The 24,551-nt window shown below is 56.8% G+C and carries 22 protein-coding genes; 11 read left to right on the top strand and 11 right to left on the bottom strand.

The genetic code is table 11. The features are described from left to right. Positions 1-11: 11 nt before the first annotated feature. From FZE95_RS04020 to FZE95_RS04005, 4 genes are all read right to left on the bottom strand, one after another. Positions 12-1,724, bottom strand: coding sequence for a wax ester/triacylglycerol synthase family O-acyltransferase (locus FZE95_RS04020; protein ID WP_150299539.1), 1,713 nt, complete (start codon positions 1,722-1,724; stop codon positions 12-14). Between the two features lie 492 nt (positions 1,725-2,216). After that, the gene (locus tag FZE95_RS04015; RefSeq protein ID WP_150299538.1) at positions 2,217-2,462 is read right to left on the bottom strand and encodes a hypothetical protein; all 246 of its coding nucleotides are present in this window, start codon (positions 2,460-2,462) and stop codon (positions 2,217-2,219) included. 250 nt (positions 2,463-2,712) lie between these two features. After that, complete coding sequence (locus tag FZE95_RS04010) at positions 2,713-3,615, bottom strand: alpha/beta hydrolase family protein (RefSeq protein ID WP_150299537.1); 903 nt, start codon at positions 3,613-3,615, stop codon at positions 2,713-2,715. 260 nt (positions 3,616-3,875) lie between these two features. Continuing rightward, positions 3,876-5,360: a PhoX family protein gene (locus FZE95_RS04005; RefSeq protein WP_223824955.1), complete on the bottom strand. Its 1,485-nt coding sequence runs from the start codon at positions 5,358-5,360 to the stop codon at positions 3,876-3,878. A gap of 276 nt (positions 5,361-5,636) precedes the next feature. Here FZE95_RS04005 and FZE95_RS04000 point away from each other — a divergent pair, with 276 nt between their 5' ends. The 5 genes from FZE95_RS04000 to FZE95_RS03980 all read left to right on the top strand — a co-directional run bounded on the left by FZE95_RS04000 (position 5,637) and on the right by FZE95_RS03980 (position 10,355). Then, positions 5,637-7,196, top strand: coding sequence for a methyl-accepting chemotaxis protein (locus tag FZE95_RS04000; protein ID WP_150299535.1), 1,560 nt, complete (start codon positions 5,637-5,639; stop codon positions 7,194-7,196). Positions 7,197-7,308: 112 nt separating this feature from the next. Further along, positions 7,309-8,406, top strand: a complete 1,098-nt coding sequence (locus FZE95_RS03995) for an NAD(P)-dependent alcohol dehydrogenase (RefSeq protein WP_150299534.1) — start codon at positions 7,309-7,311, stop codon at positions 8,404-8,406. Positions 8,407-8,617: 211 nt separating this feature from the next. Continuing rightward, on the top strand, positions 8,618-8,764 hold the full coding sequence (locus FZE95_RS20040; RefSeq protein WP_223824954.1) for a nucleotidyltransferase domain-containing protein: 147 nt from the start codon (positions 8,618-8,620) through the stop codon (positions 8,762-8,764). A gap of 414 nt (positions 8,765-9,178) precedes the next feature. Further along, positions 9,179-9,565, top strand: a complete 387-nt coding sequence (gene hepT / locus FZE95_RS03985) for a type VII toxin-antitoxin system HepT family RNase toxin (RefSeq protein WP_223824953.1) — start codon at positions 9,179-9,181, stop codon at positions 9,563-9,565. A gap of 190 nt (positions 9,566-9,755) precedes the next feature. Next, a complete protein-coding gene (locus tag FZE95_RS03980; RefSeq protein ID WP_223824952.1) occupies positions 9,756-10,355 on the top strand; it encodes a transposase in 600 nt (199 codons plus the stop codon). A gap of 264 nt (positions 10,356-10,619) precedes the next feature. Here FZE95_RS03980 and FZE95_RS20035 read toward each other — a convergent pair whose 3' ends face one another. The 3 genes from FZE95_RS20035 to FZE95_RS03960 form a co-directional block, all read right to left on the bottom strand. Then, entirely contained in the window at positions 10,620-11,108 is a 489-nt protein-coding gene (locus FZE95_RS20035; RefSeq protein WP_150299750.1) for an IS3 family transposase, read from the bottom strand. A 242-nt stretch (positions 11,109-11,350) separates the two neighbouring features. Continuing rightward, the gene (locus FZE95_RS03965; RefSeq protein ID WP_150299532.1) at positions 11,351-12,790 is read right to left on the bottom strand and encodes a sulfatase-like hydrolase/transferase; all 1,440 of its coding nucleotides are present in this window, start codon (positions 12,788-12,790) and stop codon (positions 11,351-11,353) included. Positions 12,791-12,849: 59 nt separating this feature from the next. Continuing rightward, complete coding sequence (locus FZE95_RS03960) at positions 12,850-13,284, bottom strand: pilin (RefSeq protein WP_150299531.1); 435 nt, start codon at positions 13,282-13,284, stop codon at positions 12,850-12,852. Between the two features lie 361 nt (positions 13,285-13,645). Here FZE95_RS03960 and pilB point away from each other — a divergent pair, with 361 nt between their 5' ends. The 6 genes from pilB to FZE95_RS03930 are packed head-to-tail and all read left to right on the top strand — an operon-like array spanning position 13,646 to position 19,248. Beyond that, positions 13,646-15,346, top strand: a complete 1,701-nt coding sequence (gene pilB / locus FZE95_RS03955) for a type IV-A pilus assembly ATPase PilB (protein WP_150299530.1) — start codon at positions 13,646-13,648, stop codon at positions 15,344-15,346. A 3-nt stretch (positions 15,347-15,349) separates the two neighbouring features. Further along, the gene (locus FZE95_RS03950; protein WP_150299529.1) at positions 15,350-16,615 is read left to right on the top strand and encodes a type II secretion system F family protein; all 1,266 of its coding nucleotides are present in this window, start codon (positions 15,350-15,352) and stop codon (positions 16,613-16,615) included. A 3-nt stretch (positions 16,616-16,618) separates the two neighbouring features. Beyond that, positions 16,619-17,491, top strand: a complete 873-nt coding sequence (locus tag FZE95_RS03945) for a prepilin peptidase (protein WP_150299528.1) — start codon at positions 16,619-16,621, stop codon at positions 17,489-17,491. A gap of 1 nt (position 17,492) precedes the next feature. After that, positions 17,493-18,098, top strand: coding sequence for a dephospho-CoA kinase (gene coaE, locus FZE95_RS03940; RefSeq protein ID WP_150299527.1), 606 nt, complete (start codon positions 17,493-17,495; stop codon positions 18,096-18,098). Beyond that, on the top strand, positions 18,095-18,286 hold the full coding sequence (yacG, locus tag FZE95_RS03935) for a DNA gyrase inhibitor YacG (protein ID WP_150303146.1): 192 nt from the start codon (positions 18,095-18,097) through the stop codon (positions 18,284-18,286). Before coaE ends, yacG begins: the two co-directional genes overlap by 4 nt. A gap of 17 nt (positions 18,287-18,303) precedes the next feature. Continuing rightward, positions 18,304-19,248, top strand: coding sequence for a Nudix family hydrolase (locus FZE95_RS03930; protein WP_150299525.1), 945 nt, complete (start codon positions 18,304-18,306; stop codon positions 19,246-19,248). A gap of 390 nt (positions 19,249-19,638) precedes the next feature. On the opposite strand, the gene ispH is transcribed toward FZE95_RS03930, so the two are convergent. The 4 genes from ispH to ileS form a co-directional block, all read right to left on the bottom strand. Beyond that, positions 19,639-20,586, bottom strand: coding sequence for a 4-hydroxy-3-methylbut-2-enyl diphosphate reductase (ispH, locus tag FZE95_RS03925; RefSeq protein WP_150299524.1), 948 nt, complete (start codon positions 20,584-20,586; stop codon positions 19,639-19,641). A gap of 31 nt (positions 20,587-20,617) precedes the next feature. Continuing rightward, positions 20,618-21,055, bottom strand: coding sequence for an FKBP-type peptidyl-prolyl cis-trans isomerase (fkpB, locus tag FZE95_RS03920; protein ID WP_150299523.1), 438 nt, complete (start codon positions 21,053-21,055; stop codon positions 20,618-20,620). Positions 21,056-21,219: 164 nt separating this feature from the next. After that, positions 21,220-21,714 (bottom strand): signal peptidase II, encoded by a 495-nt coding sequence (gene lspA / locus FZE95_RS03915; protein ID WP_150299522.1) that lies wholly within the window; start codon positions 21,712-21,714, stop codon positions 21,220-21,222. Next, entirely contained in the window at positions 21,707-24,538 is a 2,832-nt protein-coding gene (gene ileS, locus FZE95_RS03910) for an isoleucine--tRNA ligase (protein ID WP_150299521.1), read from the bottom strand. Before ileS ends, lspA begins: the two co-directional genes overlap by 8 nt. Positions 24,539-24,551 lie beyond the last annotated feature (13 nt).

Genomic DNA, 24,551 nt, shown 5'->3' with positions numbered 1-24,551 from the left:
CGGGGCTGGTATCAAACGCCGGCGTTACGCCTTTCGGCCGCCGGCTTGATGGCGTCTCGCTTGCGCCGCTGCCGCGGATTGGAAGCGGCGATTCTCTCCCGCTTCGACTTGTCAGACTGGCCGCCCACCGGCTCAGCCGTGGTATCAGAACCCGCTTCCGTTTCCAGCTCGGCGGTCGGTTCGCTGGCCTCAACTATCGCCTCGCCATCAATCGGCGCCGCCTGTTCAAGCGTTTCGGCAACCATCTCCGCTGCGATGGCCTGGACCAGCTCGGCCTGCGCCACCTCCTCAACGGATGGCCGCTCCAGCTGTTCCAGCAACCCCTTGTACTCAAGGGTGGATGCATCGATGCATGCGATATAGTTATCCATATCCGGGACCACCTTGCGGTCAGCCAGCACACCGACATTCAACGACCCGTATATGCCAGTAATGCCATGACTTATCGCCATACCATCAGACACCGGAACGAGCGGAAATACTGAGGAGATCGTCGCACCTGCGAAATATTTGGGCTCCATGCCCGGTAATCCGGGTACGTTGGTAATCACCGTGTTGAACAACGGAACCTTGCTCGCGATGCGCGTCTTGTTTTCCACCCAACCTGCCAGTGCGCGGACATAGGGCGGAATCATTTCACCTGCTGCATTGCTCAGGTCACAGAGCACTTCCTTGGCCAACGGTATGCCTTTACGGGTTCGTTCGCGTATCGCTGCCAACCGCTCCAGCGGATCCTCTATGTCCGTACCGATGGGGATATACATGGCCGACACCAGATTGCCGCCATCATGGCGAGCCTCTTCAGGACGTATCGAAACCGGACACATGGACACCAGCGAGGTCTTCTCCGGCAAACAGTTGTGCATCTGCATGTACCGTCGCATGCCGCCGGCAATAATGGCGATGATGACATCGTTAAGGCTGGCGCCCTGATGCAACATCCGCATTCGCTTGAGCTCAGGGATGCTCCAGGCATAGCCGCCGTAGCTCCGGTGCGGTGTGACTGCGGCATTGAAAATGCTCATGGGTGCGCGGAGCTTTTCCAGGTGTTCTTCATCACGCAGACGCCAGGCAAGCTCTGCGCTCTTGCGCCCGAACAGCAGGCTGGCCTTGAAGCTACGGTAGGACTGCGACAGCATGCGCGGCGTCGTACGGGCCCACATTTCCAGCCGGGTCGGCGCGCGCTCGGCTATCTCCACCCGGTCGCGACGGCCGTATTCGTGAGCAGCTGTACTTTCCATCATGGCGGTGCTCAGCTCGAAGCTCGACTTGCCATCCACATAGGCATGATGAAAGCGGATCAATACAGCGAAGCTCCCTTCCGGCACTCCCTCTACATTGTTCACCCCTTCAATAATGTAGATCTCCCATGGCGCGCGCTCCATATCCACGCTGCGCGACATGGTTCTCGCCGTGAAGATGCAGAGCTGGCGCCAGTCCCCCGGCTGGGGCAAGCCAACATGCCTCACGTGATATTCCAGATCGAAATTCTCATCCTGCAGCCAGTAGGGATCGTCCAGCTGAAAAGGTGCCTGCTCCAGTCTGCGGCGGAAATAGGAGGTGGTATTCAGCCGGTCGGATACATATTGAAGAATGTCCTTGTGCCTCACCAGCCCGCCAGGCGCACTGCTTTGATCGCATAGCCAGAGACTTCCTATCATCATCGGCTGGTTCGGTGTTTCGAAATAAAAAAAATGCGAATCCATGGGGGTGAGTTGCTTCATGGAACGGTTCCTCGTCCGGATAAATGGACGTGCCGAGACACATCCTGATTTGGTGTCAAAGGGGTGCGTGCGCTGTGTATTCAATCAAGCATATAAGCGGGTAATTGCAATGGGGTTGCGCCGAATTGCCGCATTATAGGACAGCGAGGAGGGAGACATTTTGCCGTTTTGACTGTTCTGCCTTACCAGTCACAAACGGGTTAGTTCGTTGATAATCCGGAACTTTTTTGCTTGTAAAACATCGCGAAACAGGATCAGGCCAATAATTTGACCGTACGTCAAAAAACTATCGAGCCGGCCGAAGCAGGACCGGCTGGCCCCCAATCATTTCATTTCGCCAGCTGCTTTGCTCAACCTGCTGACCGTTATTGGCCCCAAGCGAAACGGGCCTTGATGGCGAACCGCCAGGTCTGGATAAACCGGAATCGGTTGATGCACCAAAGCGTGTGGAACAACCCGGCCCGACCACCAACAACCGGGCCAGGATTGGCGTTAGCCGGTGCTCTCAAGCAGCTCGAGCGCCTCGCCCAATACCTCGACAGCTTCTTCGTGTTTACCAGCGTTGTGCAGCTCTTCACCTTCGGCACGCAACTCGGCAACGCGCTCGCGCACCTCTGTATCGGCGGGTGGGTTACTTTCGAGCATGGCATCGATCTCGGCCATATCCTTGGGGCAGTGCATGGCCAGGACCGGAAGCGAGAAGACAGCGGCAGCAACAAACATCAGAGTGCGACGCATGGCGTTAACTCCTGTTCAGATTGGGGATGTGTCCAGACTCAGCGTAGTTGGCGCCGGCGTTACCTGCGCGTCTTTGCGCCGAACGGCTGAAACGGTGCCAGCTACTGGATCCCGATGACCTTGAATTGAACAGGCGGGACGGGCTGGTAGGAAGGGAGTGAGAAGAAATCAGCAAGGGGCGGGGGACCTAGGGTCCGATAGAGACACTCTGGCCCCTTGCGAGCCAGAGTGTCAGATACCCAGGATCTGCTTACGGACAGGTGCTGCGGAATTCTTGGATATTGCGATCACTCTCGTGATCCGGACCACAGATAAACTGCGCAAAGCGCTGATCCTTGTCCAGGTGCAGCTTCATCCAGGACACACCCAGACGGCTGAGCTGGTCGTTGTACCTGTTGTCACCGTTACCGCAGTAGTGGGAGCCGATGTTCAGCTCAACAAAGGCCTTGGACAACCCACTTGGCAGCTGCTCGTAGAAGCGGTCAGCATGCTGGCGAACCGGTGCAATCACATCTGACTCACAGGCGAATATCAGCGTAGGCGCCTGAACGTCGCGGAAACTCGTGGTGTCCCATGGAGCCAGGGGAATAGCCGCACTGATGCGCCCTTCCGAAGCCACACGCAGGGTACCGCCACCGCCCATCGACCAGCCCACAACACCCAGACGGTTGATGTCGATCATGCCGTTGACGGGGCTGCGCGAGGTGTTGTTCTCATCCACCAGATAATCCAGCGCATTGTTGATCTGACGCGCCCTGCTCGGCGGCTGATCAAAACCCGTGTTGGTGTCGATCGTCATGACCACGAAGCCGTGCGAAGCCAACTTCGGCCCCCACCACTCGATGGATGACTCCGCCGACACAAACCCCGGAATCACGACGATAGCCGCCATGGTACCGGTCGTGCCAGTGGGATAATGGATGGTGCCGCCACCGAAACCACTGACCAGCCCGGACACACGGGACGTTCGCACCGAGAACGGACCGTCGCGCGCTTCGAGCATACTTTCAGTCGGGTTCGGCCCGCGCTGATATTCATCGGTGACATCTTCGGGTGGAACAGTTGGGTTGCCAGCCATGGCAGACGCGGAAAATAACAGCGCTCCGGCTGCGAGCATAGAGAGGAACGACTTCGATATATTTTTGTTGTTCATTACGGCTCCGACTACGATTATTTTTTTTGGAGTGTATGCGTCCTCATCCAGGCACGGACGACGAGCACCCGAGGGAGTCTAGAAGCGAATTTTCGATATTCAACGTAACCGAGGCGATTTCACCCGAATGGGTTAGGCGAATTGTGACAGGATCCACGTTAAGGCAAGTTATTGATTCTGCTGCAAAATCAGAATAGTAGCCTATTGCCTTCTACCAAAGCGCCCGCCAGAAGGCGGGCGCTATTGGCAGAACCGGAGCGCTACAGCGAACCGCGCTTCCAGGGCCCCCAGATTGCGAAGGTGATACCCGGGGTCTGCACGTTAACAAACAAGAAATGCCCGCTCGGATCGAAACACGCGCCAGCGAATTCCCGATTACGGTAATCGCCACCCGGCACGTTTTTACCAGCGGACGCTGCCTCGACATCGTTGAAAACGATGTTGTTCTTGGCGAAGATGTACGACTCACCGCGGCGGGTCAGGCCGATCAACCGCTCACCAAAGCCGTAATCATCCAGTACGCCGCCACCGTCTTCGCACAGCAACACGCCACCGCGGGGGCTGACGGTGATGTTGTCCGGATTGTTGGCGATGACGGAGTCGTTGGAAGCAAAAATGCAGCTGATGCGATCAGTCTTCAGATCGTGCATCCATACACAGCCCTCGCCCTGGCCTTCGCGCCCCTGACCGTCGCGGCCGGCGCTGGTATCGACAATGTAGGCCTTGCCCTGGTGATACCAGATGCCTTCGCCGCGGCTCATGGTCAGGCCACCGGCTGCCCTGGCCTGCGAATAGGGGCCACTGGCACTGCCCTGCGGTGCCGCGTCCGGATCGGCAATATCGACCCATTCGAGCTGATATTCATCACCCAGCTTCGGTGCCAGCAACATGGTCCCGTCTACGTCCTTGACCTTGGCAGCCTGCAGACGGCCACCCTCTTCCAGCGCGCCCGCACGCTTGCTGGTGTTATCCGGGATGAACCGGTAATAGCCGGCAACGTTCCGTTGATCCTCGGTCTGATAAACGATGCTGGTGTCCGGATCAACGCAGACAGCTTCGTGCTTGGAGCGGCCCATCTGCACAATGGGCTGGCCAGTGGTTTCATCAGCCTTCTGCCGCACTTCGAACACGTAGCCATGTTTACGGCCGCCGGATGCCGTCAGGTCGCTTGTCGTTTCCTCACAGCTCAGCCATGTACCCCAGGGCGTAACACCGCCTGCACAGTTGACCAGTGTGCCGCCCAGGCTCGGCTCGGTAGTTACCTCTTTACCGATGCCTACCGGAAAACGAATGGTGGTATTGCCGCCGCCCGGCTGCTGGCCATTGTCCAGCGCAACAGTGTCGTAAATGGCCGGAGCTGGAATGCCCCGCGAGCTGCTGCCCACTTCGTGGTTACGGATCAGTACAATCTCGCGCCCGCCGCGTCCCTTGTTGACGCCTACCACGCCCATACCGTCGTGCGAACCGGGCACCGGCTGACCATCGATCATCAGATCGCCGGTCCAGGAGAACGTCTTGTAATTGAAGCCGTCAGGTAACTGCAAAAGCTCCAGCCCTGTGGTCATGTCTTTAACGGGTTTCAACCTGCCGTAGGGCCCGGCCATGCGTGGCAACGGGTTGGCCGCATGTGCCTGACGCGTGGCGAACGCTTGCAAGGTCGTTACGAAGGGAACAGCGGCAGCCAGGGCCATGCCGCCTTTCAACAGGTTGCGGCGGCTGGTATCGGTCGTATCAGTGGTCATCATCAGGTCCTCTTAAGATTCTTGTCGGGACCCTGAGTGAAACAGTCGCAGATGACGGAGCGGTGATGATCTGGTTTCGATTATCTGAAAGCAGCGCGAAGTGTTAACCATTAGAAAACTCTCAAGAAAATCGCAACGCGGACGATACAACCAGCAAGCAAAGGGGCTTTTACAAGACCTCTCGAGCAGTCGCAGCCAATGTTCTGGATCGAAGCAATGTAGCCAGCGTCACGGCTGCCCAGACTCCTCTGAAAATATTCACTCCGTCTCAGGATCTTCATGCGCAATAACCAACCCGTCACCCAGCGTCAACGCAGCTTCAACCCCGAATACCGTCTGATTTCCACAACCGATATCGGTGGAAAGATCACCTACTGCAACGACGCCTTCGTTGAAGTCAGCGGGTTCACGCGACAAGAGCTGACCGGCAGTCCGCACAATCTGGTGCGACATCCCGATACCCCGGCCGCTGTGTTCGAACAGATGTGGCGCGACCTGAAAGCCGGGCGCAGCTGGATGGGCATCGTCAAGAATCGCTGCAAGAATGGCGATCATTATTGGGTCGATGCGTTCGTGACGCCGGTCTGGGATAAAGGCCAGATTGCCGGGTACGAGTCGGTTCGTATTAACGCCAGCCCGGACCAGATCCGCCGTGCCGAAGCGATATATGCCCGACTGAACACAGGGCGCAACGGCGTGGCGTTCGATTGGTCAGGCCTGTTGCAACCGACTGTGCTTGCAGTGGCCATGGCCGGGGTAACCGGCGGGCTGACGCTGGGCTTCGGAGGCTGGGGCATTGCCACTGGCTGCCTGCTGGGAATTGCCGCCGGGTTCGGACACAAACGGGTAAGCGACAGCACGCTGCGACGGGTGATCGACACGGCTGACAACGCAATAACCGATCCGTTGCTGGCACAGATGTATACACCCAACCATGGCGCCCTCAGCCAACTGGAAATGGCCATACACAGCCAACAGGCCCGGCTGCGCACCTGTCTCGCGCGGATACTCGACAGCGCCAACAATCTCCAGGCCCAGGCCGGCGAAGCAAGCAATCTGGCCCACGGCAGCAATCAGGGACTGGCGCGCCAGCGTCAGGAGACGGACATGGTGGCTACCGCCGTTAACGAGATGGCGGCGGCAACCCAGGAAGTAACCAGCAATGTGCACCGCGCGGCGGACGCCACAGCCGACGCCAGCACACTGGCCCAACACGGCAAACAGGTTGCCAGCGAAGCCCGCGAGGCCATCGAACTACTTTCCGAGTCCGTGCGCTCGGCCACCAGCGTCGCTAATCGCCTGTCTGAAGATGCCCGTGAAATTGGCGGCGTGGTGGATGTGATCCAGAGCATTGCAGAACAGACCAACCTGCTCGCCCTTAACGCCGCGATCGAAGCCGCCCGGGCCGGTGAGCAAGGCCGCGGCTTTGCCGTAGTAGCTGACGAAGTGCGCGCCCTGGCCAGCCGCACCGCCGCCTCAACCGGACAGATCCATACCCTTATCGGCAACCTGCAATCGGCCGCCAAACGCACCGTGGATACCATGCAAACCGGCCATGAGCAGGCCGAGATTGGCAGCGCCCGGGTAGTTGAAGTTGACGAAGCACTCGAAGGCATCCGCGCCGCGATCGAACGCGTCAACGAAATGGCTGGGCAGATCGCCAGCGCCGCCGAAGAGCAAAGCGCCGTCGCCGAAGAGATCAGCCAGAACATCACCAGCATTGCCGAACTATCGGACATCACCTCCACCCAGTCGAACCGCAGTGCCGATCTCAGCGATGAGCTGGCGAATACGGCCAAGGCTCAAGCGGCACTGGTGGAGCGCTTCGCCCGACGCTGAGTCGGTCGATTCATGACCCAGGTCAGGCCAACCAAGGCGAGACTGTTCTAGGCTGAAGTGGATTATGCGGATCATCACCTGATGATCTGCTCCACTCTCTGGAGGCATTCCCATGGCTGACATGATGAAGGCGGCGATTTTTATCGAGCCCGGACGAATCGAATTGGCGGACAAGCCCATCCCCGACGTCGGGCCCAACGAGGCGCTGGTCCGCATAACCACCACTACTATCTGTGGCACCGACATCCACATTCTCAAAGGCGAATATCCTGTTGCCAAGGGCCTGACCATCGGCCACGAACCCGTCGGCGTCATCGAAAAACTCGGCAGGGCGGTGCAGGGCTACGAGGAAGGCCAGCGTGTTATCGCCGGCGCCATCTGCCCCAACTTCAATTCCTACGCGGCGCAGGACGGCCTCGCCTCGCAGGATGGCAGCTATCTGACTGCCGATGGCAGGTGCGGCTGCCATGGCTACAAGGCGACCGCCGGCTGGCGCTTCGGCAACATGATCGATGGCACCCAGGCCGAATACGTGCTGGTGCCGGACGCTCAAGCGAACCTGGCACCTATTCCCGACGGTCTGACCGATGAACAGGTGCTGATGTGCCCTGACATCATGTCCACCGGCTTCAAAGGCGCAGAAAACGCCAATATCCGTATCGGTGACACCGTCATCGTCTTCGCCCAGGGCCCGATCGGCCTCTGCGCCACCGCCGGCGCCAGACTGCTCGGCGCCACCACCATCATCGCCGTCGACGGTAACGATCACCGCCTGGGTATGGCCCGCCAGATGGGCGCTGACATCACCCTCGATTACCGTAACTGCGACGTTGTAGACGAAGTCATGAAGCTCACCGGTGGCCGTGGCGCGGACGCGTCCATTGAAGCCCTCGGCACCCAGCAAACCTTTGCCCAATCACTGCAAGTCCTCAAACCCGGCGGCACGCTGTCCAGCCTGGGTGTGTACTCCGAAGACCTCGTAATCCCCCTCGGCGCGTTCGCCGCCGGGCTGGGCGATCACAAGATCAACACCGCCCTCTGCCCCGGCGGCAAGGAACGCATGCGTCGCCTTATGAACGTGCTGGAATCCAGCCGGCTGGATCTAGGGCCGCTGGTTACCCATGAGTACAAGCTGGATAACATCGTTGACGCCTATGACCTGTTTGGGAATCAGCGGGATGGGGTGTTGAAGGTGGCGATTAAGCCTTGAGATGGCAAAACAAGACAACCTGCTACGCAAAGCGCGCGGCTACCGCTCTTCATGGATGGAATGGTACGACAACCTGGGGTTGGTGAGCGCCTCGGCCCGCGTTCGGACTCGCTGACAGGGTTCATACAAGCGAGAAAGGCCGGCGTAGCGCAGGCGCACTACACCCCCAGGCGTATACACTCAGAACTCAACCGACTGAGGATAGCCAAATATGTCGCTGGATAAGATTCAAAACGTGTTAGCCGAGCATCCAGATATACAGCTAGCCTATCTGTTCGGATCGATGGCCGCAGGCAGTGCAATCTCCACTAGCGATGCGGATATAGCCGTGCAAACCCGTGCTCCTTTGACTGTCTAGACCAAGATCTCCCTGGTTGAAGAAATCGCCCTGGCAACCGGTCGACCAATAGACTTGATCGATCTGCGTAAAACTGGAGAACCCCTTCTCGGGCAGATTCTACGCCACGGGATCCGCTTGAAAGGCACCGACACGTTGCACGCCGAACTGATGCGGCGCCACATATTCGATAGCGAAGACTTTCTGCCTTACGTACGCAGAATGCTCGCGGAGCGCAGTGTCATGGACAAGCTAGTTATCTAGGGAGCCTCTGAATAACGTAGCGAGCGAAGGCCAGGCAAGGCGAAATCCGACGATAAAGCGCACCGGCCTGGCGCACCAGTTTACGTGTTGTAAATGAGCATTTTGAGGAGGATTTCAACGCAGCATGGCCGAGCGCAGTAGTTATTCAGAGGTTTCCTGGCAAAAGCTCGATTGGTATACCGATGCCTTAACCGCGTCAGTGAAAAGTGTCCGGCGAACGAAGTAGACCTTCTAGCCGACCTGGACCTGCAGGACGTAATTGTCTTGAATCTGAGCAGAGCCGTTCAGATGTGTGTCGATCTGGGCGCTCACATGCTATCAAGCCTGGACCAAACGCCTCCCAATACCATGGGAGAAACCTTTGACCGGATGGCAGACGCGAAAGTGCTGGACCGTCAGCTCGCGGACCGGATGAAGAAGTCCGTAGGTTTTAGAAATATTGCGGTGCACAACTATGATGATTTGGACTGGGCAATTGTCCATGCCATCGCCTCACGTCATTTGGCTGATTTCAGAGCTTTCGCAGCGGTTATTGCCCGGTCTCTTGATGAAGTCTGAGCAATACCAGTTGCCCAAGCATGCCCAAATCAAACGCCGGACGTCCTGACCGAATCGGTTTCCGCTCCGACCATGGCGCCAAGCCCAACTATTCAGCCACACTCAACAACTAACACCGCAACCCCAATTCAACGGATGCGACCATCATCGAGCATAATCGAGGACTGATTGCAGCTACACGGACGTACTTATGGCACGACGCCAACGCCTCTCCTACCCAGGTATCGCCCAGCACATCATCCAACGCGGAAACAACCGTCAGGTGTGTTTCGGTGACGACGAAGACATGTATATTTTTGCTCAATGGTTGACCGATTACGCTGCCGAGTATGGTGTTGCCGTTCATGCCTGGGTATTCATGACCAACCATATCCATGTCCTCGCAACGCCAGTCGATTTCAACAGCGTTTCCCTGTTGATGCAGGCCCTCGGCCGCCGCTACGTGCGCTACTTCAACCGCCGCTATCGCCGCACCGGCACCTTATGGGAAGGTCGCTATCGCTCCTGCCTGGTTGATTCCGAAGCCTACCTATTCACCTGTCAACGCTATATCGAGATGAATCCAGTAAGGGCGGGCATAGTAGCCGCTCCCGCCGAATATCGCTGGAGCAGCTACCGCAGCAATGCGCATGGCAAGCCGTCGATGTTACTCGCTCCACATGATCTTTACACAAGCTCGGCCCGACAGCTGAAAGCCGACAAACAGCCTACCGCGCCCTGTTCACCGAGCAACTACCGGTCGAACTCATTGAAGAAATCAACCAATCAACACGCAGTGGGCTGGCTCTAGGCAATGATCGATTCCGGAATCAGATCGAGATGCTGACGGGTAAGCTGGCCGGACGGGGAAAAGTCGGGCGGCCGGTTAAGCAACCGTAATTTTGGTTGCGAAGGTTCGCCTACGACCCAAGCCCGATGAGATGCGTAGCGATACTCTGGGGTTGGTGAGCGTCTCAGGCCGCGTTCGGGCTCGCCGACAGGGTTCTATGCAGACTGAAAAGCCAGCGAGAAATTAATGTTCACCTGAACTAACCCCGGTTGTGTGGACACCTGGTTAAGAGACAGCGTTTCGTTGCTCATACTCGAATGGCGTCATGTAATCCAAGTAGGAGTGCCGGCGCTGTCGGTTGTAAAAAATCTCAATGTAATCGAATAAGCTTTGTCTAGCCTGCTCACGAGTCCGGTAGCGGTGGTGCCTCACGTGCTCAGTTTTCAAGGTGTGGAAGAAGCTCTCCATCGCTGCGTTATCCAGGCATTTCCCCTTGCGGCTCATGCTAGGCTCGATACCGTTTCTGGCTAGGATTGCTTGATACTGGCCAGTCCGGTACTGCACCCCTTGATCGGTGTGGATCAACAGTTCGCAAGGTTTGCCGCGTCGACCTAATGCCATTTCCAAGGCATCTGTTACTAGGCTTCGATTAGGACTTTTAGGACTTTCATTCATCGCCCAACCTACGATCATTCTCGAGTACAGGTCCTTGAACACTGATAGATATAGCCATCCTTCAGCGGTGGAGAAAGGCTGGCTCCGGAGTTGGGTGATCGCTTGGTCGCGTTCACCATATGACTCCGAGTCAGCCTTTTCATTTCAATTCAAGTACTTAGCGCTTAAGCAAGTGCCATTCTCATCTGACCCCAATTAACTACAGTTTGCAGCTCCAGCCTCTACACCAGGTTTGATGCCAAACCCGAGGTGTACGGTTTCCGCTGGGAACGCTGGATACCGATCCAGAAGTCCGGCCGAAACGGCATATTTTCGTACGCAGCAAGGCCCATGGTTCGTGATTACCGATGAGCTACCGCAGCATCCTGAGTTTGGCTAACTGTCGCAGAGCTCACCCTCGCCCAGCCAACCTTACCAGTCTCATATGATTCTTCCTGCTCACTTAGGATTGATACAGGAGGAACGTGGTCGCCCACCACGACAACCTCCACATCAGCCAGATCATAGTCTTGGAGCATACGCGAAACCGTATGAAAGAACTGAGCCTGCAATTTCATATTTCTACACACCTCTCCCGAGGAAATATTAAAGCTTTCGCAAGAAAAACTATCTACTTCCAAATCCCTATCATCGTATATGGAATGAGTATTTAACGTAAGCCAGTATACAAAGCGCTTCCCTTCTTGACCAAGTTCTTCGGCAACATACGCGGCCAGCTCCGAATCACAAGCCCCAGGAAATGAATAACAACGCTTTTCCCATGCTCTACTTTCGTAGAATATCGATTTATCGAAACCCGCTCTGGGGTACCAATGTATGCGATCATACATCAGCCCTACCGCACCGTGGAAAGAACTCGTAGAATAACCCAGCGCCCTCATTTTATTTGGTAGACATTCTTCGAACCCAACGGTAACTTTGGAAAGATTAAAATGTATCGGGTGCAGACCACAGAGCTCTTTTAACTCCGCCGCCACGGTCGCTCCAACAAACGACAAATCGCCAAACTCGAAAACCCTATCTTCCGAAACTTTCTTTAACGGAGCAACCAATTCTTTCTGTATATCTTTATTTAGCGGAACCCCCCATGACTCATTCACGATGAATAGAATCTTTTCTGGAAGAAGCGACTCACTGTCATTTAGCGCCTCAGTTATTCTAGAATATTCCGCTGGCAATAAAACATCTTTATTATCAATAAAATAGGATTGAATAAACCCTCTAGACCTGTACTCATAAAAATACAACGCCTGACTGCCTACAATATGCGAATTAGACACCCTCCAAAATCTGTTAACGTCATCGCCTTCACCATAAACATTAAACATATAACCGACCAATGAAGCATTGAAGGCGAAAAGTGCAGACGACAATGAAACCCTTCCCCATGTAAGCATAAACCATACGCTAGACAGTGCAGCACATCCGATAAACACTAAAGCAATTCTGTAATAACCAGGACCATATAATATAAACCTCACCAAGTAAAGCGCGTCATTTAACCTAACAAATGGATAGACTTGACCGAAAATATTGAATAAGTCTACTAGTAAAAATAATAGAAACAGCGGAATTGCTAGAAAGTATATATTCGCCGCAACCAACACCACGATAAGAGAATAATCCAGATTGATGAGATCCCGCCCAACCCCCATCCATTGCGCCAACAAAAAAAGCAACCCGTTTGGAATAGCAAACGTTAGCAATATTGACATGATAGTTTTCGGAAGAAACTCGAAACGTAGCTTAGAGTTTTTTTGTAAGAGTAACTTTGTAGTCATGCCACGACCTCAAACAAAACACCCCGCTTGGAGCGGGGTGTTTATTATAACGACGCTGGTTAGGAACCAGTGCAACCTGCGGGTTTGAAATTATCATCCACGGTGGTAGAGCATGTCCAAGTTCCTGCCGCCGAACGCTCCCAGGTTAAGCTATCACTAGCCAACGCGGTAGCTGCACTGTCTCCAAAGTTCGCTACGATTGTGGCCGGGGTAGTGGTCAATGTAACTGTAGGCGTACCACCTGTCAGCAAATTAGAATCCGTTGCACCTATATCACATTGGCCAGCTCCAGTGCCAATAGTTGTTTTTCCATCCAACAAACAAGCTTCGGCCGCCGTGCGCAAGCTACCGGTCTCAGACATCACCCGGCTGACTTGGGACTTAGCTACATAGGTCTGATACTGCGGAATAGCAATCGCCGCCAAAATACCAATAATCGCGACCACGATCATCAGTTCGATAAGTGTAAAACCTTTCTGCATTTGAGCTTTCATCTTATAACTCCATTATGTGATTTAGCCGTTGGGCTGCGACACACTAAGCACCCCGCGTGCCAACCCAGCCGAACCGCCTTTACGAAGCGACAATCGCCGCTCAAAATGCCAACCAGGCCGCATACTGCGCACCTGACAACGAATCACTGACTTTTCCAACCGTAGGCGCCAGCACACGAAATCAGCCCCAGGCAACCATCCGATTTCCAAATTCCGACCAAAGCTGACAATAAACGTCACCTCACGCACCCGCCGCCCAGCCGCTTTTCATCCCCAACGGTGTGCACGGCCCTAAACCTGTAATATAGTCAGCCGATAAAACGCTATACAGCCAACACAGCTCCGAGACCAATAGTCGCCTATGGATACCCCCGCGCTCTCTGGTCTGGCACGAAGGATCGTTCAGGATCAGTTGCTGGACGCAACCGTTGCCAGCAAGGCCAGCAAACAGGCCACGTTAGACAAGATTCCCCTCATTACCTATCTGGTACAGAACAAGCTGGCCAGTTCACGCGACCTGGCGATGGCCTGTGCGGACGAATTCGGCTATCCGTTTTTTGATCTCGGGTCACTGGATAAGGATCATCAGCCGCAGGAACTGGTCAGCGAGAAACTGATCCGCCAGCATTGCGTGCTGCCGTTATACAAGCGGGGCTCGCGGCTGTTCCTGGCCATGTCCGACCCGACCAATCAGCAGGCGTTGAGCGATATCCAGTTCAATACCGGCTTGATGACTGATGCGGTCATGGTCGAAGACGACAAGCTCCACGCCGCCATCGACAAGTATCTGGAAAGCCCCACTGGCGGGCTTGGGGATATGGATGACTCGGGCCTGGATGACCTTGAGGTTGAGTCGGTAACCGAAGATGCCAAAGCGACCGGTACCGGCGATGCGGACGACGCGCCTATCGTGCGCTTCGTCAACAAGATGCTGCTGGATGCGGTGCGCATGGGCTCATCGGACTTGCATTTCGAACCCTATGAAAAAATGTACCGCGTGCGCTTTCGTACTGACGGCATTCTGCATGAGATAGCCAAGCCGCCGGTGCAGCTTGGCGTGCGCATCGCGGCACGCTTGAAAGTCATGTCATCCATGGATATGGCCGAGCGGCGCAAGCCGCAGGATGGCCGCATCAAGATGAAGATCTCGCGGAACAAGGCCATCGATTTCCGGGTAAACACCCTGCCGACACTCTGGGGCGAGAAGGTGGTGCTGCGTATTCTTGACGCTGAAAGCGCCAAGATGGGCATCGATGCGCTGGGCTATGAAGAAGACCAGAAGGAAATGTACCTCTCCGCACTGGCGAAGCCCCAGGGCATGATTCTGGTAACCGGGCCCACTGGTTCGGGCAAGACGGTGTCGCTGTATACCGGTCTGAACATCCTCAACACCATGGAACGCAATATCTCCACCGCAGAAGATCCGGTGGAGATCAACCTGGAAGGCATCAACCAGGTCAACGTGAACCCCAAGCAGGGTCTGGATTTTGCCAAGGCGCTGCGTGCGTTCCTGCGTCAGGACCCGGACATCATCATGGTCGGGGAGATCCGGGACCTGGAGACCGCCGAGATCGCGATCAAGGCGGCGCAGACCGGTCACATGGTGCTTTCCACGCTGCACACCAATAGCGCGGCCGAAACCCTGACGCGTTTGCGCAACATGGGCGTGCCCTCATTCAACATCGCCACATCCGTCAACCTGATCATCGCCCAGCGCCTCGCGCGTCGGCTCTGTAAGACCTGCAAGACGCCCTTCGAGGTGCCGCGCGAGACGCTCATCGAAGAAGGCTACAGCCCCGCAAAAATTGATGCAGGGTTGACGATTTACGGGCCAGTAGGTTGCGAAAACTGTAAAGACGGTTATAAAGGGCGTGTTGGTATTTATGAAGTGGTAAAAATCACGCCAGCCATGCAACGCATCATCATGGAAGACGGCAACTCTATTCAGATTTCAGACGTAGCCCAACAGGAAGGTTTCAGAAGCTTGCGCCAGTCGGCCCTGATGAAAGCAGAACAGGGTGTTACCAGTCTGGCGGAAGTTAACCGAGTGACAAAGGATTAAGTCATGGCTCAGCAAGCAGCAGCGCTAAAAAGGAAGCCGGCCCCGGCGAAAAAGAAGGCCAAGGAACCTAAGATCTATCCCTTCAAATGGGAAGGCAAGGATCGCAAGGGCACGAAGATTTCCGGCGAAATCCAGGGAACCAACCCAGCGCTGATCAAGGCCCAGCTGCGCAAGCAGGGCATTCTCGTTACCAGGATCAACAAAAGCTCCACCCTGTTCGGCAAACGTAGCAAGGCGATCAAACCCCTTGATATCGCCTTCTTCACACGTCAGCTAGCGACCATGATGGAGTCCGGCGTGCCTATTGTGCAGGCCTTCGAGATCATCGCCGAGGGTGCTGAAAACCCCAGTCTGGCCAAACTCGTCAACACCATCAAAACGGATGTAGCCGCCGGTAATACGCTGGCGGATTCGCTGCGTCAGCATCCCAAGTATTTCGATGATCTGTTCTGCAACCTGGTTGAGTCCGGTGAGCAATCGGGCCGACTCGAATCCCTGCTGGACCGGATCGCGACCTACAAGGAAAAGACCGAAGCGCTGAAAGCCAAAATCAAGAAGGCCATGACCTACCCGATCGCGGTGGTAGTCGTTGCCATCGTGGTAACGGCGATCCTGTTGCTGAAGGTGGTTCCACAGTTCAAGGAAGTGTTTTCAAGCTTCGGTGCCGAGTTGCCGGCCTTCACGCTTTTCGTCATCGGGTTGTCTGAATGGCTGCAGTCCTGGTGGTTCATTATCCTGATCGGCCTGATTGTGCTGGGCTACGTCTATACGCAGGTTAACCGGAAATCCCTCAAGTTCCGCGACGCACAGGATCGGGCGCTGCTCAAGGCGCCCGTCGTGGGCAAGATCATCTACGAAGCCGCCGTGGCGCGTTACGCCCGCACCCTCTCCACCACCTTCGCTGCCGGTGTACCGCTTGTGGATGCGCTCGACTCGGTCGGTGGCGCGGTGGGTAACGTGGTTTTCCGCAATGCTGTGATGAAGGTCAAGGAAGATGTATCGGCAGGTTCCCAGCTGAACTTCTCGATGCGCACCACCAACGTGTTCCCCTCACTCGCTGTGCAGATGGCTGGCATCGGCGAGGAATCCGGTAACCTCGATGGCATGCTTGAGAAGGTCGCAGACTATTACGAGGCTGAAGTGGATAACAAGGTCGACAACCTGACCACACTGCTGGAACCTCTGATCATGAGCGTGCTCGGGGTGCTCGTCGGCGGTTTGATCATCGCCATGTACCTGCCAATCTTCCAGCTGGGCTCTGTTGTATAAAACATGACTCTTATTGATTACCTGGCCAGCCACGTGCTGGCCTTTGTTTTGCTTGCTGGCCTGCTGGGTTTGATCATCGGCAGCTTTCTCAATGTCGTGATCCACCGCTTGCCGCGCATGATGGAGCGGGACTGGCGCATACAGGCGCGGGAGATTCTCCAGCCTGGCACTGAGCACCCCGACGAGCCTACCTACAATCTCGTTCTGCCCCATTCCCATTGCCCGCATTGCCAGACCGAGATCAAAGCCTGGCAAAACGTGCCCGTGGTGAGTTATGTATTCCTGCGCGGCCGCTGCGGCCAGTGCAATAACCGCATCAGCCCGCGCTATCCGCTGGTTGAGCTGCTGACGGCTGCGCTATCCATGGTCGTGGCCTGGCAGCTTGGTTTCGGCTGGGCGGCCGGCGGGCTATTGGTGCTGACCTGGGGTTTGGTCGCGCTGAGCCTGATCGATGCCGACACCCAGCTGCTTCCTGATGTCATCGTTCTACCGCTGTTGTGGCTGGGGCTGATCGTCAACAGCTTCGGCGTGTTTACCGATCTCGATACTGCCTTGTGGGGCGCCGTGTTCGGCTACCTCAGCTTATGGTCCGTGTATTGGCTGTTCAAGCTGATCACCGGCAAGGAAGGCATGGGTTACGGGGATTTCAAGCTGCTGGCAATGATCGGCGCCTGGGGTGGCTGGCAGGTATTGACGCTAACCATCCTGCTTTCATCTCTCGTCGGCGCGATTCTCGGCATCATCATTCTGAAAAGCCGCGGCGATTCCAACGCCACTCCCCTGCCCTTCGGCCCCTACCTGGCGATTGCCGGGTGGATTGCCTTGATCTGGGGTGACACAATTACCGGCACCTATCTCAGATTTGCCGGATTATAGAATGATCATTGGATTGACCGGCGGAATCGGCAGCGGCAAGAGCGCCGCCGCCGACCGCTTCGCGCAGGCTCATGGTATTCATGTTGTGGACGCGGACGTTAAGTCCCGCGTCGTCGTAGAGCCGGGCCGCCCCGCATTAAGCCAGATTGTTGATCGGTTCGGTCAACACATGTTGCTGGAGGGCGGCTTCCTGAATCGCGCTGCGCTACGCGAAGAGGTATTCAGAGACCCCGAACAGCGCCTCTGGCTCGAACAATTGCTGCATCCCTTGATCCGCGATGAGATCATCAGCGACCTCGCTTCTGCCACCTCTGCCTACGCCTTGCTGGTCTCGCCGCTGCTGGTCGAATCCGGCCGGTATCAGATGACGCAACGTGTACTGGTGGTCGATGTACCCGAAGAGATACAAATCGCCCGCACCAGGCAGCGCGATCAGGTGTCAGAAGAACAGATCAAAGCCATCATGCAGGCACAGGCCAAGCGCGATGACCGTTTGCGGCATGCCGATGACGTCATTACCAACGACAAGAACCTGGCCGCTCTGCACGCGCAAGTGGACGCGCTCCATCAACGCTACCTGGCAATCGCCGAAGGAGCCCGATCATGACCCTGACCGTAGAATGCCCCACCTGCAAAGCACCCGTAACCTGGGACGACAGCTTTCCCGACCGCCCCTTCTGCTCCCATCGCTGCCGCCTGATCGACCTGGGCGCATGGGCTTCAGAAGAGCATGCTATTCCCGGCAATGAACTGGAACAGGACCTGTTCTCCGAGGATTTCCCGGAGCGGGACTAGGTAAGGATGCGCTGCTGATGCGACGTATTCACGTGATGGCTGCGGTCATCTACAACCCTACCGGAGAAATTCTCATAGCCAAACGACCCGATCATGCGCATCAGGGCGGGTTGTGGGAGTTTCCTGGGGGTAAGCTGGAGGACCGTGAATCGCGTTTCGATGGGCTACGGCGAGAGTTGCGTGAAGAGCTTGGGGTCGAGATAACCGAGGCGCGTCCGCTGCTGGATATTCGTCATGACTATTCGGATAAGTCTGTACGGCTTGATGTGTGGCGCGTGACTGCGTTCACCGGTAAAGCGCATGGTGCCGAGGGTCAGCCGGTGCGCTGGGTGGCTCCGGCGTATCTCAAGGAATATTCCTTTCCTGAAGCGAATGTACCCATCGTCGCCGCCGCGCGACTGCCTGAGCTGTATCTCGTAACGCCTGATGTCGCCAATTTGGGCATTCTGCTGAGTGGGCTGGAGAGTGCGCGGCGGCGAGGTGTACGGGTGGTTCAGTTGCGGCAGACGCAGCTTGCTGCGGATGAGTATCAAGCTTGGGCGGATGCTGTCGTGGAGCGCTTTGGGACGGATTTTACCTTTATGCTCAAGGGCGACGTGCCGCCATCCATTGCCGGGGCCGGATGGCATCTCACTTCGTCCCAGTTACGTATGATGGCGGCCGCAGGCCGGCAGCGGGACGGGTTTGACGGTTGGCTGGCGGCGTCCTGTCATGATGCTGAGGAGTTGGGATTGGCTGCGCGGGCTGGGGTCGATTTCGTTACCCTGTCGCCAATACTGCCGACACAGAGTCACCCTGATGCAAAACCGCTTGGGTGGGATCGTGCTGCTGAGCTGATTGCGCAGGTAAATATGCCGGTGTACTTGCTTGGTGGGCTTGGTTTAGCGGATCTGGAGCGGGCGTTTGAAGTGGGTGGTCAGGGCGTTGCGGGTATTCGTGGGATCTGGGAATTGCCGGGCTGAAAAGCAAATCCCCCTAGCCCCCTTTGTCAAAGGGGGAATTGGACTGAGCAGCCTGATGTCTTGGTGCAATTTGCGCGCATTTGCTGTACTTGCGAGATAGTAGGAAAACCGAGCACTACATTTCAAGTAGCCAATACACGCACCGAGCACAGGGCACGAACCATCCCCTTGGTAAAGAAGCATGGGCAGTGCGCACACTTGGTCGGCGTATCTGGCGAGCTTAGAGCAATGCACGGCTTTTCTGTTGCTGACTTGCTGACTTGCTGACACAGCCTGGACAACGCATATAGCTATAAAAGCGCACAATCTGATCCCCCCTTTGACAAAGGGGGCTAGGGGGATTCCGGGTTTCGTTGTGATCTCAGAACTCAGCAAGCTCAACAACCAGCCCTACTCGACCTCCACAACTCGCAGTTCCTTGGGCATACTGAACACAACATTTTCCGGCCGCCCGTCAAGCTCCTGCGCGTCTGTCGCACCCAGCGAATGCAGATGATCGATCACCTGGCGCACCAGAATGTCTGGGGCTGACGCTCCCGCAGTAATGCCGATGCTTCCCACATCCTCCAGCCACTCGGCACGAATCTCTTCAGCGCCATCGATCAGGTAAGCCGGTGTGCCCATACGCTCCGACAGTTCACGCAGACGGTTCGAGTTGGAGCTGTTAGGGCTGCCTACTACCAGGACCAGATCAGACTCGGCGGCGAGCTGTTTGACGGCGTCCTGGCGGTTCTGTGTGGCGTAGCAGATATCATCCTTGCGCGGTCCGTCGATAGCAGGGAAACGCTCACGCAGCGCATCGATGACCTTTGCCGTGTCATCCATTGACAAGGTGGTTTGCGTCACAAAAGCCAGGCTCGATGGGTCGCGTATATCCAGTTCGGCGACGTCCGTTTCATCTTCAACCAGGTAGATCGAGCCGCCCTTGCTGGTGTCGTACTGGCCCATGGTGCCTTCGACTTCAGGGTGCCCGGCGTGGCCAATGAGGATGCATTCGCGGCCGTCGCGGCTGTATTTGCTGACTTCCAGATGCACCTTGGTGACAAGCGGACAGGTTGCGTCAAACACCTTCAAGCCGCGTTTGTCGGCTTCCTGACGAACCGCCTGGGAGACACCGTGGGCGCTGAATATGACGATCACATCATCGGGCACCTGATCGAGCTCTTCGACGAATATGGCGCCGCGGTTGCGTAGATCTTCCACCACGAATTTGTTGTGCACCACTTCGTGACGCACATAAATCGGCGGCCCGAACACTTCAAGGGCGCGGTTCACGATCTCGATGGCGCGGTCGACGCCGGCGCAAAAGCCGCGGGGATTGGCCAGTTTGATCTGCATGGAAGCCTCGGACGTAGTGGATGCGTACAGGTTACGCAGGTTTTACTTCAATAATTTCGACATCAAAGGTGATGGTCTTGCCGGCGAGTGGATGGTTGAAATCCACATCAACGGTGGTTTCGTTGACCGTTTTGACCACACCAGGCAATTCACCGCCGGCAGCGTCCTGAAAGATCACCAGCAGGCCGGGTTCGAGCTCCATTTCATCAAACTGGCCACGGGGGACGGTCTGGATGTTGAGTGGATTGCCTGGTCCGAAGCCGCGCTCTGCGTCTATATCAAAGGAGCGTTTGTCGCCGGCCTTGAGGCCGAACAGGCTCTGTTCGAAGCCTGGAAGCAGGCTACCGTCGCCGACTTTGAAGGTGGCTGGCGATTTGTCGACGGTTGAATCAACCACTTCGCCGCTCGGTAGCTTGAGCGTGAAGTGTAGAGTGACTTCAGTGTCTTGGCTGATGCGGATGTCGGTCATGGTTGTGTCTCTTGGTGGTGTGGTGGGATTCGGTTGGTCCTTGTGGTCCGCTGGAATCCCCCCCTGCCCCCCTTTTTTCAAAGGGGGGAGTTGGTTCCGTGCACGTTAGTCGGCCGATGTTTGTCTGATGAACCGCTGGCACGCTCAAGTGGCGGCGACTAAGTTCAGGCAGCTTTCTTCTCGGACCGAAACATATCAAATATCAGCAACGCAGCACCTACTGTAATCGCACTGTCAGCGACATTGAAAGCCGGAAAATACCAGCTGTTATGCCAGTGGACCAGTATGAAGTCGACGACGTGTCCGTGCACGATCCGGTCGTAGAGGTTGCCGAGCGCTCCGCCCAGCACCAGCACCAGGGCCACCGACTCGATGGTTTTTTCCCTGGGGAGGCGCGCCAGCCAGACCAGCAGCATGACGCTGACGCCCACCGCAATGGCGATAAAGAACCAGCGCTGCCAGCCGCCGCCGTCAGCCAGGAAGCTGAACGCGGCGCCGGTGTTGAAAGCCAGCGTGATCGCGAAGAAATCCTCGATCAAATGGACTTTCTGATATGGGATCAGTTGGCCGGCGACGATCCACTTGGTCAGCAGATCGAGCGCTATTACCACCACTGCCAACCAGAGCCATACCAGCCCACTGCGCCGCCAATCAGGCATGCTGGCGCACCTCGCCCGGACCTTCGATGTTGCTTACGCAACGGCCACAAATTTCGGGATGCTCGGCGTGCTTGCCGACGTCGGCAAGGAAGTGCCAGCAACGCGCACACTTGCTGTGTCCGGACTTGATCAGGCTCAGCTTCAGGCCAGGCAGCTCGGTCTGGACGGCGTTTTCGCCTGCCTCGGACAGCGGCGCCAGATCGGCGCGCGAGGTGATGAGCACGAAGCGCAGCTCATCCCCAAGTTCCGTCAGGCTCGCGTGTAGCGCGTCATCGGCAAACAGGGTTACCTCGGCCTGCAGGTTGCCGCCAATCACCTTGGCATTGCGCTGGGTCTCCATTTCCTTGTTGACCGCGACCTTGACCTCCATGACCTGCTCCCAGAAGGAACGGCCCAGGGTTGCATCGGCGGGCAGCGCAGTCAGGCCTTGATACCAGGTATTGAGCATCACCGAGTCGTTATGCTCGCCGGGGAGGTACTGCCACAGCTCTTCGGCGGTGAAGGACAGAATGGGCGCGATCCAGCGCACCAGCGCCTCGGCGATGTGGTACATCGCGGTCTGGCAGGAACGACGCGCGGTGCTGTCAGCGCCAGTGGTGTACTGCCGATCCTTGATGATATCCAGATAGAAGCCGCCCAGCTCCTGTACGCAGAAGTTGTGCACTTTCTGATAGACGTTCCAGAACTTGTAGGTGTCGTAGGCCTCGATGATTTCCTGCTGCAACAGCAGCGCGCGGTCGACTGCCCAACGGTCCAGATCCAGCATTTGCTCGGGTGCGAGCAAGTGCTCCTTCGGGTCGAAACCGTTCAGATTGGAGAGCAGGAAGCGTGCGGTGTTGCGGATGCGGCGATAGGCATCGGCGCTGCGCTGCAGGATCTGCTTGGACACAGCCATCTCACCGGAATAGTCCGTCGACGACACCCATAGACGCAGAATGTCCGCGCCCAGGCTGTCGTTCACTTCCTGCGGCGCAACCACGTTGCCCAGCGACTTGGACATCTTGCGACCGTTCTCGTCGACCACAAAACCGTGGGTCAACAAGCCTTTGTACGGGGCCTGGCCGTCGATGGCACAGCCGGTCAGCAACGAAGAGTGGAACCAGCCACGATGCTGATCAGAGCCTTCCAGATACAGATCGGCGCGCGGGCCTTGTTCGTGCCCCATAGGGTGCGAGCCGCGCATCACGTGCCAATGGGTGGTGCCGGAATCGAACCAGACGTCCATCGTGTCGTTGATCTTCTCGTACTGTTCGGCTTCGACGCCCAACAGCTCGGCGGCATCGAGGCTGAACCAGGCCTCAATGCCTGCCTGCTCAACAAGCTTGGCCACTTCTTCCATCAGCTCGACGGTACGCGGGTGCAGCTCGCCGCTTTCCTTATGCAGGAAGAACGGAATCGGCACGCCCCAGTTACGCTGACGCGAGATACACCAGTCAGGGCGTCCGGCGATCATGCCGTGCAGGCGCGCCTGGCCCCAGGCCGGAACGAATTGTGTCTGTTCGATGGCATCCAGCGCGCGGCGACGCAGCGAGCTGCCGTCGCTGACAACCTTGTCCATGCCGACAAACCACTGCGCCGTCGCGCGGTAGATCAGCGGCGTCTTGTGACGCCAGCAATGCATGTAGCTGTGCTGAATCGACTCGTGTTTGAGCAATGCGCCTTCTTCACGCAGTTTCTCGACGATGGCCGGGTTGGCCTTCCAGATAAACTGACCGCCGAAATACGGCAGATCCGCGACATAGACGCCGTGACTCTGCACCGGACTGAGAATGTCATCGTTATCCATGCCGTAATGCTTGCAGGTACGAAAGTCGTCCTCGCCATACGCAGGGGCCGAATGCACGATGCCGGTACCGGATCCGGTCTCAACGTACTCCGCCAGATAGACCGGCGAGAAACGCTCGTACAGCGGATGGCGGAAGCGGATATTCTCCAGCGCAGTGCCCTCGCAGCGGGCGATGATTTCGCCCTGCAGCTCGTAGCGTTGCAGGCAGGACTCAACCAGCTCCTCTGCCAGCACCAGCAGCTTGTCGCCGGTATCCACCAGCGCATAAATGAATTCGGGGTGGACGTTCAGCGCCTGGTTGGCCGGAATGGTCCAGGGCGTGGTCGTCCAGATGACCATGCTGGCCGGCTTGCTCAACGCAGCCTGACCGAAGGCGGCAGCGAGCTGGCCGGCATCTTCAACTTCGAAGGCAACGTCGATGGCGTCGGATTGCTTGTCCTGGTATTCGACCTCAGCTTCGGCCAGGGCCGAGCCGCAATCGAAGCACCAGTTCACCGGCTTCAGGCCCTTGAACACAAAACCGCCTTCAACCATCTTCGCCAGCGCGCGGATCTGTCCGGCTTCGTTGGGGAATTCCATGGTCTTGTAGGGGTTGTACCATTCACCCAGAACGCCCAGGCGGACGAAGTCGGCCTTCTGCCCTTCGATCTGCTTGGCGGCGTATTCGCGGCTGCGCTCGCGGGTCTTGTCGGCGGGCTGGTTCTTGCCGTAGGTGATTTCTACCTTGTGCTCAATCGGCAGACCATGACAGTCCCAGCCTGGCACGTAGGGCGCGTCAAAGCCGGACAGGGTCTTGGACCGAACGATCATGTCCTTGATGATCTTGTTCACCGCGTGCCCAATATGGATGCTGCCGTTGGCATAGGGCGGGCCGTCATGCAGTACGAACTGCGGACGACCCTGGCTGATCTCGCGAATCTTCTGGTAGAGGTCAATGCTGTTCAGGCGCTCGAGGGTTTCCGGCTCGCGCACGGGCAAGCCAGCCTTCATTGGAAATGCCGTCTGGGGCAGGTTCAGCGTCGCTTTATAATCAGTCATTTAATCCACACTT

This window comes from Pseudomonas profundi (genome assembly GCF_008638305.1).
Lineage (GTDB): Bacteria > Pseudomonadota > Gammaproteobacteria > Pseudomonadales > Pseudomonadaceae > Halopseudomonas > Halopseudomonas profundi.
Note: the sequence above shows the minus strand (reverse complement) of the source record. Positions and strands in the feature narration are given on the sequence as shown.